Origin of the sequence: Cobetia sp. D5, assembly GCF_035666195.1 — a bacterium.
Lineage (GTDB): Bacteria > Pseudomonadota > Gammaproteobacteria > Pseudomonadales > Halomonadaceae > Cobetia > Cobetia amphilecti.
In genome coordinates, this window is the sequence record NZ_CP142020.1 from 3,996,341 (window position 1) to 4,013,076 (window position 16,736).

Sequence of the window (16,736 nt, forward strand, 5' to 3'; positions counted from 1 at the left end):
GCTGTGATGCACCTTCAAAACATGCGCACCGGGGATACGACGCAGCTTGCCTCTTGTCAGGCTCTGGCGGCTGCGCCATCCTGATGCCCACATGTACAGCTAGTGCACAAGATGCATTGCCGGTATCCCACAGCGCCCCAAGTGACGACACTTCAACTTTACCCTGTGTGTCGTCCTCACCTGTGCTTCACCCGGGATGCCTCGTCACCGCCAGAGGTAACACCATTCATGACTGACAAGGCCACGGAAACTGCCAGTTCGCCGCTGTTTCCGATCCGCGAAGTCTCTCGCCTGACCGGCGTCAATTCGGTCACGCTGAGAGCCTGGGAACGCCGCTACGGACTGATCGAGCCCCGCCGGACGCCCAAGGGGCATCGCCTGTATGCCCGCGAGGACATCGAGCGGATCGAACACATCCTGCAGTGGCTCAACCGCGGAGTACCTGTCAGCCAGGTACGCGAGCTGCTCGACCAGCCGCAGCCGGAAAGCACGCCGATGCCGGACGAAGGCAGTTGGAGTGGCCAGCAGCAGCTGGCACTGGCCGCCATCGACGCCCAGGACGAGGCGCGCCTGGCCGAGCTGTACAACCAGAGTCTGGCGCTGTACCCGGTCAGCAGCGTGGTCGAGCGCCTGTGGCGTCCGCTGCTCGAGCAGCTCGAGGAGCGCGGTACCGCCACCTTCGGCACCCGCCTGGCCCAGTGCTTCTTCGAGAGCTTCCTGCGCTCGCGCATCGGTGCTCGGCTGGTGTTTGCCAATCAGGAGCGTCACGCCCCGCACATCACGCTGACGCGCCTGCCGGAAGAGCCGGGCCTGAGCTGGCTGCTGCTGTTCGCGCTGGTCGCCAGCGACGCCGGCTATCACGTCAGCCTGCTGGATGGCCCACTGCCGCTGGCGGAGCTGCCGCTGGCCGCAGAGCGCCTGCAGGCACAGGCCGTGGTACTGGTCGGCACCCAGGCCGAGCGCTCGGATGTCATGCGCCGTCAGTTGCCGCGGGTCGCAGAACAATTAAGCGTGCCGCTGGCCATCGCTGGTCCGGCCGCCCAGATTCGCCAGCAGGAGCTGGTAGACGGGCCCATTGAAGGCCTGGGGGCCGACCCGATTCAGGCGGTCGCTCGCCTGAGGTCCTTGATGGCACGTTGATCGCAGGCTCCTGCTCGGCATTGGTTTCACCGATCGCCAAGGAGCCCCGATGTCATCTGACTCACCATCCGCCTCTTCCCCCGCCTCCGCGCCAGCGGGGGCTCCCCTGCAGCTGGTCTGGCTGCGCAGTGACCTGCGCGTACACGACAACACTGCTCTCTCGCAGGCCGCCGCACGCGGCCCGGTCGTGGCCGTCGTCGCCCCCTGCCTGGCGCAGTGGGTCGAGCACGGTCACGGTGCCAACAAGCTCGACTTCCTGCGCCGCGGCCTGCATGTCCTGCAACAGGCACTCGCCGGCTATCACATCCCGCTCAAGGTGCTCGACTGCGACACCTTCGATGAGGTGCCCGAGGCGCTGGCCGCGCTGTGCGACGAACTGGGAGCCCAGGGCCTGCACTTCAATGACGAATATGCCGTCAATGAGCGTGAGCGCGACAGGCGCGTGCGTGAGCGCCTGGCCGAGAGCGACGTCCGCCTGCATCGCTACACCGACATGCTGGCCTTCACGCCCGGCGAGCTGCTGACCGGCAAGGGCGATTACTACGGCGTCTTCACGCCCTTCTCCAAGCGCTGGCACAAGGAAGTCGATTCCCGTCGTCTGGCGCTGAACGAGGCACCGGCAGTGCAAGCCACGCCCCGTGACGCCCAGGAGCGCGAGATCCACGGCGACGCCATCCCGCCACTGCCCGAGACGCTCAAGAGCGAGCCGGCGACAGCGCTGGACGCCGAGCTGTGGCCGGCCGGCGAAGAGGCCGCGCAGGAGCGTCTGGAACGCTTTCTGACCTTCCGCGCGCGCCGCTACCACGAGCAGCGCGATATCCCCGCCACCCGGGGCACCAGCGAGCTCTCGCCCTATCTGGCACTGGGCATGATCTCGGCCCGCCAATGCTACGCCGCCGTGCTGGCAGAGAACGGCAGCCTCGCCGATGGCGATGTCGGCCTGACCAGCTGGGTCAACGAGCTGATCTGGCGTGAGTTCTATCAGCACATCCTGGTCGGCTTCCCGCGCGTCAATCGCCACCGTCCCTTCCAGCGTCATACCGAAGCCCTGCAGTGGCGCGATGACGACGCAGGCTTTGCCGCCTGGTGCGAGGGCCGCACCGGCTACCCCATCGTCGATGCCGCCATGCGTCAGCTGGTGCAGACCGGCTGGATGCACAATCGCCTGCGCATGGTGACGGCGATGTTCCTCACCAAGCATCTGCTGATCGACTGGCGGCGTGGCGAGGCCTTCTTCATGACCCATCTCGTCGATGGTGAGCTGGGCGCCAACAATGGTGGCTGGCAATGGGCGGCCTCCACCGGCACCGATGCCGCGCCCTATTTCCGCATCTTCAATCCGACCACCCAGGGCCAGCGCTTCGACAAGGACGGCGAGTTCATCGCGAGCATGGTGCCGGAACTGGCCGAGCTGCCGGCCAAGCGGCGCCACCAGCCCAGTGCGGATGACTGCCAACAGACGGGCTACCCACGACCGATCGTCGATCACAAGGCCGCCCGCCAGCGGGCGCTGGATACCTTCAAGGCGCTGTCAAAAAGCGAATGACCCCTCAAGCGGCCTGCTGATCTTCAGCAGGCCGCTCTTGTATTCCCCCTTCAGGAGCATTGCCATGCAATCGCTACCCGACGAGATGAGCCCGGCCCTGACTCGGGTATGTCGTCTTTACGAAAAGCTGGACAAAACCTCTACAGAACTGCTCAAATCAGTCTACAGTGACGACATCGTCTTCCGCGACCCCCTGCACGAAGTCCGCGGCCTGACGGCACTCAACGCCTATTTCTCAGGGTTGTACATGAATGTCGCCGCCATCGACTTCGTCTTTCACCACCCGCTGGGGCCGATGCCTGCGCAAGCCCCCGGCCCTGCGGATGAAGGCAATGCGGATGAAGGCAATGAACAGGGACTTGCCTGGCTCAGCTGGACGATGACCTATCGCCATCCCCGTCTGAACGGGGGCAAGGACATCAGCGTGCAGGGCGCCTCACGCCTCGAGTTCCGAGACGGGAAGGTCATCCAGCACCGTGATTTCTTCGATGCCGGTGAGCTGCTCTACGAGCAGGTGCCCGTACTGCGCAACGTGATCGGCCTGCTGAAACGTCGCATGGACTGAGCAGCAGAGGGTTGAGCCCTGGCGACATCCATACGGACACGCCCGGCGTTCTCTGAGTCAGTGCCATCCAGATTCGCCAGGCCAGGCAGGCAAGGCGCAGACACGCAGACACAGTCAGACACGCATACACAGACAGGCACGCCAGACACACACATGCCAAGGAGGGGAAATGGCCAGTCATGGTTCGAGCACGACATCGACGACCGCATCGGCGACCGCAAAGGCTCGCAAACGCATCTGGCTGACCGGCGCCAGCTCCGGCATCGGCGAAGGGCTGGCACGCCGGCTGCTGGCGGATGGCCACCGGGTCGCCCTCAGCGCGCGCTCCGCCGACAAGCTGGAGGCCATCGCAGCCGATGCCGAGCAAGGCCCCGGGGAAGCGCTGGTCGTGACGCTCGACCTCACCGACCGTGAGGCCATCCGCGCGGCGGCCAGCCAAATAGAGGCCCGCTTTGGTGGACTCGACCTTGCACTGCTCAACGCTGGCACCTGCGAATATCTGGATGCACGGGAATTCGAGGCAGACCTGGTCCACCGCGTGTTCGCGACCAACTTCCAGGCCGCAGTGGATGTGATCGAAAGCGCCTTGCCGCTGCTGCGCATGGCAGCGGCAGACGGCGGTGAGCGACCGCAGCTGGCAGCGGTCTCCAGTGCCTCGGCCTACCTGCCGTTGCCACGCGCGGAGGCGTATGGCGCCTCCAAGGCCGCGGTGAGCTACTTCCTGGAATCGCTGCGACTGGACCTCGACAACCAGGGCATCGATGTCAGCGTGATTCACCCCGGCTTCGTCAAGACACCGCTGACCGAGCGCAATGACTTCCCGATGCCGATGCAGGTCACTGTCGATCAGGCGGTCGAGGCGATCGTGGCGGGGCTCGCGCGTCATCGGCTCGACATCCATTTCCCGAGACGCTTCACGCTGCTGGTCAAGTTGCTGGGCATCCTGCCCGCCCCCTTGCGACGCAGCATCGGTCTACGCATGACCCGCGACTGAGGGCGCGGCAGGCAAGACCGACAATACCTGCCCGCGCCGAATACCCGGCAACGCTTCTGCTCATGACGACATGGTGCGTTCTTCTTCTGGAGTGGCATGAACACGACAACGACCTACGCGACAGCGCCTCTACCCCGCCAGCGCATTGCCGTCATCGGCAGCGGCATCAGCGGCATGTCAGCGGCCTACTACCTGAGTCGCAAGCATGAAGTGCATGTCTTCGAGTCAGCCGAGCGCCTGGGCGGCCACACCGCCACCATGGATGTGCAGTGCGCCGATGGCAGCGACTGGGCCATCGACACCGGCTTCATCGTCTTCAATGACCGCACCTACCTGCATTTCCAGCGCCTGCTGGAACGTCTCGACGTGGCCTATCAGCCCACCGAGATGAGCTTCTCGGTGCACACCACCGCCGAGGACTTCGAGTACAACGGCCATACCCTGCTGTCGCTGTTCGCCCAGAAGCGCAATCTGCTGCGCCCGCGCTTCTATCGCCTGCTGCGCGACATCCTGCGCTTCAACAAGCAGGCTGCCGCCGATCTGGACAACGGCAAGCTCGCCGAGGGCGCGACCCTGGGCAGCTACCTGGATGCCAATGGCTACTCGCAGGTATTCCGTGAGCATTACCTGCTGCCGATGGGCGCGGCGATCTGGTCCGCCAGCATCGCGGATATCGCGCAGTTCCCGCTGCTGTTCTTCGTGCGCTTCTTCCGCCATCACGGCCTGCTGTCGGTCAATGACCGCCCACAGTGGTTCACGCTGGTCGGTGGCTCGCGCGCCTATATCGCACCGCTGACCGAGGGCTACGCCGAGCGCATTCGCCTCAACAGCAAGATCACCCGGGTCCTGCGCGACGCCGACGGCGTGACGCTTGAGCATGCCGATGGCCGCCGTGAACGCTTCGACCAGGTGGTGATGGCGTGTCATGCGCCGCAGGCACTGGCCCTGCTCGGCGATGCCAGCGAGCAGGAGCGCGCGGTGCTGGGAGCGATCACGACCCAGCGCAATGAGGTGGTGATGCATACCGACACCTCGCTGCTGCCCAGGCGCAAGGCGGCCTGGGCGAGCTGGAACTACCGCCTCGATGGGCGCGACGACGCCCAGCGGGCCAGCGTCACCTACGACATGAACATCCTGCAACGCCTTGATGAGCGCGAGCACCCGCCCCGCGAGACCTTCTGCATCACGCTCAATGACAGCGACGCGATTGATCCCGCTCGGGTACTGGGCCGTTATGCCTATGACCACCCGCGCTTCACGCTGGCCGCCGAAGCCGCCAAGGCATGCTTCACGCAGATTTCCGGCGCGCAGGCCAAGGCGGACGGTGCTGTGGGCCGCACCCATTTCTGTGGCGCCTGGTGGCGCAACGGCTTTCACGAGGATGGCGTATGGAGTGCGCTGCGGGTCGCCGAGGCACTGGGTGCGCGCGAGGCAGACGATTGAAGGCGCCCGCCAGCCGCATCGGCTATGGCACGCTGCGCCACCGTCGCCACGCGCCGCGCCAGCACGCCTTTCGCTATCGCGTCGCCATGGCGTGGCTGGCACTGGATGAGTTGCCGGCACTGATGGACGGCAAGCGTCTGGTGAGTGCCAGTCACGCCGCGCCACTGGCCTTTCGCGACAGTGACCACCTGCCGGCCGCAGTCCACGACATTGCCGATGGCCCACTCGAGGAACGGGTGCGCGCCGCCTGCCAGCGCGAGCTTGCCCGCAATGGCGATCACGCACCGCTGCCGCAGGGGCGCATCTTCCTGCTGACCCAGCTGCGCCACTTCGGGATCGGCTTCAATCCGATCCGCCTCTATTACCTCTATCACGCCTCAGGCCAGCTGGGCGCCGTGCTCGGTGAGGTAACCAATATCCCCTGGGGGGAGCGTGTGCTGTATGCCGCCCGGACTGACCCGCAACGTCGCATGCAGGCGGCGCAGTTCGACAAGCGCATGCATGTCTCGCCCTTCATGCCGATGGGCATGCGCTATCACTGGCGCTTCAACGACCCCAGCGCGGATGAGCTGTTGCTGCACATGGAAAACCACCCCCTCACCGGGGATACGGCGCGGATAGCGCAGCACTCGCTGTTCGATGCCAGCCTGAGCCTGCATCTGGAACCGGCCACCCCGCGCGCCTTTCATCGCCTGCTGCTGCGCTTCCCCTGGATGACGCTCAAGACGGTCGCAGGCATTCATTTCGAGGCGCTGCGTCTGGCGCTCAAGCGCGTGCCGATCTTCGACCATCCGCGCTCGCCGTCTTCATCATGAGGAACTCATCATGAGCCAATTCGAACCCTCCCCCCCCACGCTGGCCACGACACAGGCACCGGCGGACCGCCTGACTCGGCTGCTGCGGCCACGCCTGCTGCGCATGCTCGACAAGCTCGAGGGTGGCAGCCTGACGGTGCTGGAAGGCCGTGAGCGCCACTTACTGGGCAAGGGCGGCGCGCGCAACGTCACGCTGCGTATCCATGACTCACGCGCGTGGCGGCGCATGGCGCTGGGTGGCACCGTCGCGGCGGCGGAGGCCTACATGGATGGCCAGTGGGAGACGGATGATCTGGTCGGGCTGGTGCGCCTGTTCGCCTACAACCTCGAACAGGTCAATGACTCGGTGGACAGCGGGACGTCGCGCCTGTCCAAGTGGGCGCTGAGCGTCGCCTACGCGCTGGCGCGCAATACGCTGGCGGGTTCGAAGCGCAACATCTCGGCGCATTACGATCTCGGCAACGACCTCTTCGAGCTGTTTCTCGATCGCGAGCACCGCATGTATTCCGCGGCGGTGTTTCCCTATCCCGAGGCCAGCCTGGAGGCGGCCTCGACCCACAAGCTGGAGAAGCTGTTCAACCTGCTGGAACTGGGGCCACAGCATCACCTGCTGGAAATCGGCACCGGCTGGGGCGGGCTGGCGATCCATGCCGCAAGAACACGCGGCTGCCGCGTGACCACCACGACCATTTCCGATGAGCAGCACGCCTATACCAAGGCGCGTATCGCCGCGGAAGGGCTGGAGGATCGCATCACGCTGCTCAAGGAAGACTACCGGGCACTGGAAGGTCGCTTCGATCGCATCGTCTCGGTGGAGATGATCGAGGCGGTCGGCCATCAGTATCTGCCGACCTACCTGAAGACCCTCGAGTGCCTGCTCGAGCCGGAAGGCCTGATCGCACTGCAGGCCATCACGATTCGCGATCAGCGCTTCGTGGCCGCCAGCCGCGAGATGGACTTCATCAAGCGCTACATCTTCCCCGGCGGCTTCCTGCCGTCCCATGCGGCGATTCTCAGCGCCATGCAGCAGGACACCCAGCTGAACCTGTTGCAGCTCGAGGATATCGGCCTGCACTACGCCGCCACGCTCAAGGCCTGGGGGCAGCGCTTCGAGGCGCGTCTCGGGGAGGTCTATGCGCAGGGCTACGACGAGCGCTTCGTGCGCATGTGGCGTTACTACCTGGCGTACTGCGAGGGGGGCTTCCGCGAGCGCACCATCGGCACCTGTCAGCTGCTGCTGGGGGGGCCGGGGGCACGTCCGGTCCAGGCGGGACTTCAGGATTGGGACGCCTGAACATGCTGTCCGAGCGCTATGGAGCACTGCTCAATGCCGGGCTCTTCCAGCTCGGCTGGTTCTGCTGCGTACTGGGCGGCTCGACGGTCGCCCTGCTGGCCACGCCGCTGATATTGGCCGTGCATCTGTGGCTGATCGTGCCGACGAGTGCGCGCCTGCGCGAGCTGCGCTGGCTGGCCGCCTTCGTGGCGCTGGGCATGGTGGTGGATGGCAGCCTGTCACTGGCCGGTGGCTACACCATCACCTCGGACACGACTGACTGGGCGCACTGGCTGCCCCTGCCTGTCTGGATGTGGTGTCTGTGGCCGCTGTTCGCCAGCACGATCCATCATGCGCTGCGCTGGCTGTGGCAGCGGCCCTGGCTTGCGGCGGCTGGCGGTGCCATCAGTGCCCCGCTGTCCTATTACGGCGGGGCGCAGCTCGCCAGTGTGGCCCTCGCCGACTGGCTGCTACCGGCGCAGGCGCTGATCTGGGGCGGCCTGTGCCTGGGCATCGCACGCCTGCAGGGGCATGCCGAGCGCACCTGAGGACATCATGCGGCCTTGATGGCCAGATTGCCGGCCTCGTAGCCATTGAGCCGCTCGATGACCTCCCCCGCGGGTGCCGGCCGCGAGAAGTAGAACCCCTGGATCCAGCCGCAGCCATTCGATACCAGATATTCACGCTGCTCAGCGGTCTCGACGCCTTCCGCGATCATCTCCATGCCCAGGCCCTTGGCCATCGCCAGCACCGCCATCGTGATGGCGGCATCCGCACGCTCGCCGGGCAGACTGCGGATGAAGGCGCGGTCCAGCTTGAGCTTGTCCACCGGCAGGTCCTTCAGATAGGCAAGTGACGAATAGCCGGTACCAAAGTCATCCACCGCGATCTGGTGGCCGCGAGCGCGTAGTGCCGCCAGGCGCCGTGAGACGTCGCCGGCACGCTCATCCAGCAATACCGATTCCGTCAGCTCCAGCCCGATGGAGCTGGCAGGCACGTCATACTCCATCAACAGGCCCGCCAGCGAGGCCTCAAAGCCACCCTGGATCAGCTGCAAGGCCGAGACATTGACCCAGATGCACAGGCGGTGACCGGCACGCCGCCAGCTGGCCTGCTGCTGTACTGCCTCGCGCAGTACCCAGTTGCCCAGGCGCAGCATCAGGCCGTGGCGCTCGGCCAGCGGCACGAATTCGGCCGGTGAGATGGCACCCCGCAGCGGGTGCTTCCAGCGCAACAGCGCCTCGACACTCGCGACCTTGCCGGTGCTGGCGTCGTGCTGACATTGATAGTGCAGCTGCAATTGCCCCTGGCTCTCGATGGCGACCCGCAGGTCATTCGCCAGCCCCAGCTGCAGGTCACCGCCCGCATCCAGTGCAGGCTGGAAGCGCATGTCGGTGTTGCGGCCATGTCGCTTGGCGGCATACAGGGCACTTTCCAGGCGCTGCATCAGCACATCGGCGTCAACGCCATCCTCCGGGGCGCGGCAGCTGCCGATCGACAGCGCAAGGTGCAGCGCCTGATCGCCGATCTCGAAGGGCTTGGTCAGCACCTGACGCAGCTCATCCACCCAGGCGGTATGCTCGCCACCCGCCGTAGAGCGCAGAATCACGAATTCGTCGCCGCCGATGCGTCCGACCACGCCGCCCCGCGCCAGCGCTGTCAGACGCTGGGAGAACTGCTGCAGCAGACGATCGCCCCCTTCCGCGCCCAGGGCATCATTGATGCTCTTGAGCGCATCGATATCGATCAGTGCCAGGTCCATCGCCTCCCCGGCGCGCAGGCCATTGAGGCGACTGACCAGCAGGTCGCCCAGCCGTCGGCGATTGGGCAGGCCCGTCAGGGAGTCTTCCAGCCCCAGACGCTGCAGATCCTGCTCGCGTGCCTTGTGGCGGGTGATATCGGTAAAGAGAGCGACATGAAAGACGTCGCCGCCCTGCTCGATACGGCGTGCTCGCAGCCACTCGGGGTATTCATCCCCCTGCTTGCGCCGGTTCCAGACCTCGCCTTCCCAGTGGCCATTGGCCTCGAGCGCCTGGCGATAACGGGCGTGAAACTCCTCGTCATGGCGCCCGGAAGACAGCAGGGAAGGGTTGCGACCAATGATCTCTTCCGGTGCGTAACCGGTGATATGACTGAAGGCGGCGTTCACGGCCAGCACCCGATTGTGGCGATCACTGATCACCAGACCATCACTGCTCAGGTGCACGGCGGCTTCCAGCAGCTGACGATGCAGCAGCTGGCGACGACGCTGGCGCGCGATGTCCAGCCCCGCCAGAACGGCGGGCAGCAACGCGGCAAGACGCAGCTCGAGCCCCGGCAACCAGGGCAGCGCTGTCAAGGCAACGAGCGCCCCGATGATCAGGGGCCGATTGAAGTGGGCTTGCGGCCACATAAGCAGCTCTCGGTGGAAGGGGTCATCGGGGATGATCCTGCATTTGCAGGCAGCGGGCCACTCTCGGCACGGCTCCAGCGGATTGCGACCGATGCCGGCAAAGGGGATCCCGCGCGAATCACACACTAGCTCCTATCGACCACTTTCCCCCCAGCTGTAGGACTTATTTGCACCCGCCCTTGCTGCCCTTTAGTCTGGCCCCCACGTGCATTCAGGGGTGCCAGCCATTAGACTAGCCCCATTCAGGCGCTCAGGTGCCTCGTACGGCATTACCATCCCGCTACTCGGAATGACTCAGTGACCAAGCAACACTCCTTTACTCGCGACGAGCTGCTGGCCTGTGGCCAGGGCGAACTCTTCGGCCCGGGCAATGCGCAACTGCCTGCTCCCAATATGCTGATGCTGGATCGCATCACTCACATCAGTGAGGAAGGCGGTAGCCACGGCAAGGGTCAGCTGATTGCTGAGCTGGATATCTCTCCGGACCTGTGGTTCTTCGACTGCCACTTCCCGGGTGATCCGGTGATGCCGGGCTGCCTGGGCCTCGATGCCATGTGGCAGCTGGTGGGCTTCCACCTCGGCTGGCTGGGCAATCCGGGCCGTGGCCGCGCGCTGGGCTGCGGCGAGGTCAAGTTCTCTGGCCAGGTGCTGCCGACCGCCAAGAAAGTGACCTACACCATCAACATCAAGCGAGTCATCACTCGCAAGCTGATCCTCGGCATCGCCGATGGTACAGTGACAGTTGACGGTCGCGACATCTATCAGGCCAACGACCTGCGCGTCGGTCTGTTCACCTCCACTGCGAACTTCTGAACGGGAGGCTCCCATGCGTAGAGTGGTAGTCACCGGGCTGGGCATTGTTTCCTGCCTGGGCAATGATCGCCAGCAGGTCCTGGAATCGCTCCGCGAAGGACGTTCTGGTATCCGCCGCAAAGAGGAATACGCCGAGCTGGGCTTCCGTAGCCACGTGGCCGGCGTTGTCGACATCAATCTCGAAGACCACATCGATCGCAAGCAATTGCGCTTCATGGGGGATGCTGCGGCCTACGCCTACATCTCCATGGCGCAGGCGATTGCCGATTCCGGTCTCACCGAAGCGCAGGTTTCCCACGAGCGTACCGGCCTGATCGCCGGTTCCGGTGGCGCTTCCTCCGCGAACCAGGTCGAGGCCGCAGACGTGATGCGCGCCAAGGGCCTGCGTCGCGTCGGTCCCTACCGCGTCACTCGCACCATGGGCTCGACCGTCTCTGCCTGTCTGGCCACGCCGTTCAAGATCAAGGGCATCAACTACTCGATCTCCTCGGCCTGTGCCACGTCTGCCCACTGCATCGGTAGCGCCGTGGAACAGATCCAGCTGAACAAGCAGGACATCGTGTTTGCCGGTGGTGGTGAAGAAGAGCACTGGACCCTGTCCTGCCTGTTCGACGCCATGGGCGCCCTGTCCACCAGCTACAACGACACGCCGGAAACCGCGTCGCGTCCGTACGACAAGACCCGTGATGGCTTCGTCATCGCTGGCGGCGGCGGCATGCTGGTACTCGAGGAGCTGGAACACGCCAAGGCACGCGGCGCGAAGATCTACGCCGAAGTGACCGGCTATGGCGCGACCTCCGATGGCCACGACATGGTGGCACCGTCCGGCGAAGGTGCAGCACGCTGCATGCGTCAGGCGATGGCAACCGTGAATGGCGATATCGACTACATCAACACCCACGGCACCTCGACGCCGGTGGGCGATGTGGCCGAGCTCAAGGCCATCCAGGAAGTCTTCGGCGCCGCCAGCCCGGCAATGAGCTCGACCAAGTCGCTGACGGGTCACTCGCTGGGCGCCACTGGCGTGCAGGAAGCCATCTACTCCATGCTGATGATGGAGAACGACTTCATTGCCGCGTCTGCCAATGTCAGCGAGCTGGATGACCGCGCCGAAGGCCTCGACATCGTCACGACCCGTCGTGATGGCGTCAAGATCGACCGTGTGCTGTCCAACAGCTTCGGTTTCGGTGGCACCAACGCCTGCCTGATTCTGGAACGTTTCCAGGACTGATTCAGCACGCGTTCAGCAGACATGCAGTCTGCAGATATGCGCTGGTGTGAGACACGAAAAGGCCGCCCTTCGGGGCGGCCTTTTTGGTGGCTGTCCGGTACTCGCTGGCGGGGACCGGATGCATCAGAAGCGCGACAAGCTGTCAGGCGCCGACGCTATCGGCCGCCGCTTCCTCTTCCAGCGGCGGACGCTGGACGCTGGAGATTTCCTGCAGCTTGGTCTCGACCCAGGCCTCGACATCGGCGATCACCGCATCCGGCTTGCGACCCGCCGTCTCGATGGCCGGGCCATAGGCGACATGGATGGTGCCCGGGCGCTTGATCCAGCTGTCGTTGGGCCAGATCTCACCGGCATTGTGCGCCACCGGCACCACCGGCACGCCGGCACGGCAGGCAATCGCGGCGCCGGACTTGTTGAACTTCTTGCGCGTCCCCGGCGCGATGCGCGTGCCCTCCGGGAAGATCAGCACGGTAAAACCGTCCTTGAGGCGCTGAGTGCCCACTGACAGCACCTGTTTGAGCGCCTTGGACGGCTGGGTGCGATCCAGCGGAATCGGCTCCAGCAGTTTCAGCCCCCAGCCGAAGACCGGAATCTTCAGCAGCTCCTGCTTGAGCACGGTGCATAACGGGCGCTTGGCCACCTGCAGATAGATGGTTTCCCACTCGCTCTGGTGGTTGGCCAGCAGCACGCAGGCCCCCTCAGGCAAGGCATCACGCCCGCTCACCTGCACCTTCACGCCGCAGGTCAGACGGAACCACCACAGCACGATATGGTTGTAGCTATGCAGGACACGGTAGCGCGCCTGTAGCGGAAGGCAGGCCGCCAGCGGCACCAGCACCACGGCGCTGAGCAGCAACGCCATGAAATAACCCACATAAAACAGCACGCTACGCAGCGCATTCACAGGCACAGTCTCCACAGGTCAGATCGAATCAGGGCGAGATGAGCCGGAGGCGCGCTGCGCGATCCAGTCATCCATCAGGCGGGATAGTTCGAGGCGCCACGGCTTCTGATGCACACCGAAGGTGTCCAGCACGCGACGACAGTTGAGCACACGCCGCAGCGGCGTACCGGCGTTGAGGGTCAGTGCCTTGAGCGGGCCCGCGGCCACCGTCTCGCCCAGCCCCTCGAGACGGGTGATCAACTGGGTACGCACGACACTGACGAAGGCGTAGGTGCTGATGGGCTCGGTGCCGGCCAGATGGTAGGCCCCCCAGGCATCCGCACCGCAGCGCTGTTGCTGGAGCATGCCGATCAACGCCATCGCCACGGCATCGACACTGGTCGGGCACAGGATGACGTCCTCGGCGGCACGCACCTCTTCCCCCGCCAGCAGGCGCTCGATCAGCGTCGGCAGCCAGGCATCACGCCCTTCCGGACCGAACAGCGGGCCCAGACGCACGATCAGGTGATCGGGCAGCTCGGCACGGATGCGATCACCGGTCGCGATGACGCGGCGCAGCGCCGTATCGATCGGCGAGGGCACCTCGTCCTCGTCGAGCAAGCCTTCGCCGCCCTGCTCGAACATCTGATCTGCCACGCACCACACCAGCGGTGTGCCGGTCTCGATGCAGGCGGCCAGCACTTGCTCCACCGCCTCGGCATGCGCCATCACCTCGGCAGGTGCGGAATCGGCCGGGCGTGCGAACGGCGGCACGATGACGACATCCGCCTGGCTGGCGCGGATGTCATCGGCACCAATACGGTCAGACTTGACGGCGTTGAGCTCAAGATCGGCGCGCGTACCGGCCGCACGAATCAGACCCAGGCCAAGACAATGCCCGGCATCTAGCAGCAAGAGTTTCACAGGCAGGCTCCAGCAAACAGGCGCATCGCCGCAAGAGGCGACGATGCAAAGGTGTCATTCTATCAACCTTGCAGACTGGCTGCAGGCCCGTTGTTGCGTGGAGTGATGGGGATCAAAGGGGCGCCGATCGGGTGAGGACGACCGATGCCGTAGCCTTGCACGAAGTCGACACCGATCAGCTCGAGGGCGGGGATCAGCTCAAGACGCTCGACATATTCCGCCACCGTGATGATGCCCATCTGGGCACAGATGCCACAGATGGCGGAGACGATGGCGGCGTCGAGGCTATCGCGAGTCAGGTTGCGCACGAAGGCACCGTCGATCTTGAGCTGGTTGACCGGCAGCTCCTTGAGGTAGGCAAAGGACGACATGCCGCTGCCGAAGTCGTCCAGGGCGAAGCTGCAGCCGAGCCGGCGCATGCTATAGATGAACTCGCGCGCCTGGGCCAGATTGCTGATGGCCGCCGTCTCGGTGATCTCGAAGCACAGCCGCTGTGGCATGACGGAGCTTTGCGTGACCAGCGCCGCCAGCTGATCGCGCATGCGCAGATCGCCCATGCTCTGGCCGGAGAGGTTGATCGCCAGCACGGCATCCGATTCGATGCGGCCATCATCGGACTCCAGCACCTGCAGCGCCTGGGTAACGACCCAGATATCAATCTCGGGCATCAGGCCGAACCGCTCCGCCGTCGCCATGAAGTGCGCCGGGGCCAGGTGCTCGCCCGAGTCGTTGACGTAGCGCAGCAGCACCTCATAGTAGGGCTTGCTGGTGGCATCACTCAGCGAGCGGATCGGCTGGATATACAGCGTGAAGCGATCATTCTCCAGCGCCTCGTGCAGCAGCGGCAGCCATTGCACCTCGCGCTGGGCGCGCTCGAACCCCGCATCTCCGTCATGGTAGGCATGCACCTGATTGCGCCCGCTCTGCTTGGCCATGTAGCAGGCCCCATCCGCCTGACGCAGGACCCCGGAGGCCTGGACACCACTTTCGACCGGCGCGACCCCGATACTGACGCCCAACTGGAATGGCCGCCCCTCATCGTAGTAGCGATAGGCACTGACGGCCGCGCACAGCGCTTCGGCACGCTCGATGGCCTGCTCGCGAGAACAGCGATAGAGCAGCACGGCGAATTCATCGCCCCCCAGGCGTGCCAGTACATCCGTTTCCCGCACATGTGCTCGCATCAGCGCGGAGAGCTCGCGCAACACGGTGTCTCCAGCCGCGTGCCCGCAGGTGTCGTTGACCACCTTGAAGAAGTCGAGATCCAGGTACAGCAGCTGGTGAAAGCCGCCATCGGCCAGCGCCGCGGTGAGAGAGTCATCGAAGGCGGTGCGATTGTGCAGGCCGGTCAGACTGTCGTGATGCGCCTGGAAGTTGAGGCGCCGAATCATGGCCTGGCGATAGCTGATGTCGCGGAAGACCAGTACGGCCCCCTCGACATCTCCACTGCGACGCCGCACGGGCGAGGCCTTGAGCTCCACGGCACATTCACTGCCATCACGTGCCACCAGCAGCGTCTGGCTGGACATGTGCACCACTTCGCCACGCTGCAAGACCCCTTCCAGCTGGCTGGCAACCGACTGCAACGTACCTTCATGGCGCAGCTGCAAGATGCGCGCCCAGGGACGACCGCGGGCCAACGACGGGTCCCAGCCACACAGTTCGGCAGCGATGGGATTGATGTGCTGGATATGGCCCTCGCGATCGAGGCTGATCACTCCTTCATCGATGGAATCCAGCATGACCGCCACCTGATCGCGCTCATGACGCAGCTCCCGGGTCCGATACTCCAGCAGGCCATCAAGACGCGAGCGGTAATGGCGACTACGACGCATGCGCTGCTCGGCACTGATGGCCAGGAGTGCCAGCCCCAGCACGGCCAGGGTCGCGATCGCGATGGCCAGGGCCAGCCACAGATTCTGCCCGGAGTTCATGCCCACCCCGGCGGGAGAGATGATGGGCGTGGTCAGCGGCATCATCTCCATCGCCGCCATGCCGATGTAATGCATGCCGGCGATGGCAAGACCCATCGCACCGGCCGCCAGGGCCTGATAGATACGATTGGGGCGGCGCTGGCGCAAGAAGAAGCCTCCCAGCCACAGGGCCGCCGTCGCGGCCACCACCGCCACCACGATGGACACCGCGAACAGCAGCGGGTCATAGCGGTATGGCATGTGCATCTGCATCGCCGCCATGCCGGTGTAGTGCATCGTGGCGATGCCGCCGCCCATGATGGTCCCGCTCGTCATCAACAGCATCGGCGTCAGGCGTGGCAGCGTATTCACCCAGAGCGCCAGCCCCGAGGCCAGCATTGCGATCAGCACCGACAACGCCGTCAGGCCGGGCGCATAGGTGACCGAAGCCTGGCTTTCATACGCCAGCATGCCGATGAAATGCATGGCCCAGACACCCAGCCCCATCGCCACGGCTCCGCCCACCAGCCAGCCGAGGCTGGTGGCGCGCGAAGGGGCCAGCGCGACCTGACGAATCAACTGCAGCGCTGCATGTGAAGCCAGCACTGCAACCACGATTGACAGGGCGACCAGTGGATAGGAATAACTGCCATGCATGAATAACCTCAATCATCAGGGGCATGCCACAGTCGGCAAGATAGGGGCGGAAATCCGACAACGGCGTCATGTCGCCAGCACCCCCTCTGGAGTACCACGACAGGCTTCTCAGGCCATGGATTGCCACCCGACAACACTGGCAGTCCA

14 protein-coding genes are annotated in these 16,736 nt (G+C 64.9%); 10 read left to right on the forward strand and 4 right to left on the reverse strand.

Annotated features, from left to right (window positions below):
* The first annotated feature begins 228 nt into the window (after positions 1 to 228).
* From U0O11_RS16560 to U0O11_RS16595, 8 genes are all read left to right on the forward strand, one after another.
* Positions 229 to 1,140 (forward strand): MerR family transcriptional regulator, encoded by a 912-nt coding sequence (locus U0O11_RS16560; RefSeq protein ID WP_043335996.1) that lies wholly within the window; start codon positions 229 to 231, stop codon positions 1,138 to 1,140.
* A 49-nt stretch (positions 1,141 to 1,189) separates the two neighbouring features.
* Entirely contained in the window at positions 1,190 to 2,686 is a 1,497-nt protein-coding gene (phrB, locus tag U0O11_RS16565) for a deoxyribodipyrimidine photo-lyase (protein WP_324690779.1), read from the forward strand.
* A 64-nt stretch (positions 2,687 to 2,750) separates the two neighbouring features.
* Complete coding sequence (locus U0O11_RS16570; RefSeq protein ID WP_324690781.1) at positions 2,751 to 3,251, forward strand: nuclear transport factor 2 family protein; 501 nt, start codon at positions 2,751 to 2,753, stop codon at positions 3,249 to 3,251.
* Between the two features lie 169 nt (positions 3,252 to 3,420).
* Positions 3,421 to 4,245: an SDR family NAD(P)-dependent oxidoreductase gene (locus U0O11_RS16575; RefSeq protein ID WP_324690783.1), complete on the forward strand. Its 825-nt coding sequence runs from the start codon at positions 3,421 to 3,423 to the stop codon at positions 4,243 to 4,245.
* Between the two features lie 96 nt (positions 4,246 to 4,341).
* Positions 4,342 to 5,688 (forward strand): NAD(P)/FAD-dependent oxidoreductase, encoded by a 1,347-nt coding sequence (locus U0O11_RS16580; protein WP_324690785.1) that lies wholly within the window; start codon positions 4,342 to 4,344, stop codon positions 5,686 to 5,688.
* Positions 5,685 to 6,503, forward strand: coding sequence for a DUF1365 domain-containing protein (locus tag U0O11_RS16585; RefSeq protein ID WP_324690787.1), 819 nt, complete (start codon positions 5,685 to 5,687; stop codon positions 6,501 to 6,503). The genes U0O11_RS16580 and U0O11_RS16585 overlap by 4 nt, the downstream gene beginning before the upstream one ends.
* Before the next feature lie 10 nt (positions 6,504 to 6,513).
* Entirely contained in the window at positions 6,514 to 7,797 is a 1,284-nt protein-coding gene (locus tag U0O11_RS16590) for a cyclopropane-fatty-acyl-phospholipid synthase family protein (RefSeq protein WP_324690789.1), read from the forward strand.
* Positions 7,785 to 8,324, forward strand: a complete 540-nt coding sequence (locus tag U0O11_RS16595) for a DUF2878 domain-containing protein (protein WP_324690791.1) — start codon at positions 7,785 to 7,787, stop codon at positions 8,322 to 8,324. The genes U0O11_RS16590 and U0O11_RS16595 overlap by 13 nt, the downstream gene beginning before the upstream one ends.
* Before the next feature lie 5 nt (positions 8,325 to 8,329).
* Here the strand turns inward: U0O11_RS16595 and U0O11_RS16600 are convergent, their stop codons facing one another.
* Positions 8,330 to 10,168 carry a putative bifunctional diguanylate cyclase/phosphodiesterase gene (locus U0O11_RS16600; RefSeq protein ID WP_324690793.1) on the reverse strand — a complete coding sequence of 613 codons (1,839 nt, stop codon included), beginning with the start codon at positions 10,166 to 10,168 and terminating at the stop codon, positions 8,330 to 8,332.
* A gap of 297 nt (positions 10,169 to 10,465) precedes the next feature.
* Between U0O11_RS16600 and fabA the strand changes: the two genes are divergently transcribed.
* Positions 10,466 to 10,981 carry a 3-hydroxyacyl-[acyl-carrier-protein] dehydratase FabA gene (fabA, locus tag U0O11_RS16605; protein WP_043334808.1) on the forward strand — a complete coding sequence of 172 codons (516 nt, stop codon included), beginning with the start codon at positions 10,466 to 10,468 and terminating at the stop codon, positions 10,979 to 10,981.
* Between the two features lie 13 nt (positions 10,982 to 10,994).
* Positions 10,995 to 12,212 carry a beta-ketoacyl-ACP synthase I gene (gene fabB / locus U0O11_RS16610; RefSeq protein WP_324690794.1) on the forward strand — a complete coding sequence of 406 codons (1,218 nt, stop codon included), beginning with the start codon at positions 10,995 to 10,997 and terminating at the stop codon, positions 12,210 to 12,212.
* A 142-nt stretch (positions 12,213 to 12,354) separates the two neighbouring features.
* On the opposite strand, the gene U0O11_RS16615 is transcribed toward fabB, so the two are convergent.
* From U0O11_RS16615 to U0O11_RS16625, 3 genes are all read right to left on the reverse strand, one after another.
* Positions 12,355 to 13,116 carry a lysophospholipid acyltransferase family protein gene (locus U0O11_RS16615; RefSeq protein ID WP_324690796.1) on the reverse strand — a complete coding sequence of 254 codons (762 nt, stop codon included), beginning with the start codon at positions 13,114 to 13,116 and terminating at the stop codon, positions 12,355 to 12,357.
* A gap of 18 nt (positions 13,117 to 13,134) precedes the next feature.
* Positions 13,135 to 14,019, reverse strand: coding sequence for a sugar nucleotide-binding protein (locus U0O11_RS16620; RefSeq protein WP_324690798.1), 885 nt, complete (start codon positions 14,017 to 14,019; stop codon positions 13,135 to 13,137).
* A 62-nt stretch (positions 14,020 to 14,081) separates the two neighbouring features.
* The gene (locus tag U0O11_RS16625) at positions 14,082 to 16,589 is read right to left on the reverse strand and encodes a bifunctional diguanylate cyclase/phosphodiesterase (RefSeq protein ID WP_324690800.1); all 2,508 of its coding nucleotides are present in this window, start codon (positions 16,587 to 16,589) and stop codon (positions 14,082 to 14,084) included.
* Between the last annotated feature and the right edge of the window lie 147 nt (positions 16,590 to 16,736).

Excerpts from the sequence above, each read along its gene's own strand:
- U0O11_RS16590 (WP_324690789.1), top strand. The coding sequence starts at position 6,514 with ATGAGCCAATTCGAACCCTCCCCCCCCACGCTGGCCACGACACAGGCA.
- U0O11_RS16580 (WP_324690785.1), top strand. The coding sequence starts at position 4,342 with ATGAACACGACAACGACCTACGCGACAGCGCCTCTACCCCGCCAGCGC.
- U0O11_RS16625 (WP_324690800.1), bottom strand. The coding sequence starts at position 16,589 with ATGCATGGCAGTTATTCCTATCCACTGGTCGCCCTGTCAATCGTGGTT.
- fabB (WP_324690794.1), top strand. The coding sequence starts at position 10,995 with ATGCGTAGAGTGGTAGTCACCGGGCTGGGCATTGTTTCCTGCCTGGGC.
- U0O11_RS16600 (WP_324690793.1), bottom strand. The coding sequence starts at position 10,168 with ATGTGGCCGCAAGCCCACTTCAATCGGCCCCTGATCATCGGGGCGCTC.
- phrB (WP_324690779.1), top strand. The coding sequence starts at position 1,190 with ATGTCATCTGACTCACCATCCGCCTCTTCCCCCGCCTCCGCGCCAGCG.
- U0O11_RS16575 (WP_324690783.1), top strand. The coding sequence starts at position 3,421 with ATGGCCAGTCATGGTTCGAGCACGACATCGACGACCGCATCGGCGACC.
- U0O11_RS16560 (WP_043335996.1), top strand. The coding sequence starts at position 229 with ATGACTGACAAGGCCACGGAAACTGCCAGTTCGCCGCTGTTTCCGATC.
- U0O11_RS16570 (WP_324690781.1), top strand. The coding sequence starts at position 2,751 with ATGCAATCGCTACCCGACGAGATGAGCCCGGCCCTGACTCGGGTATGT.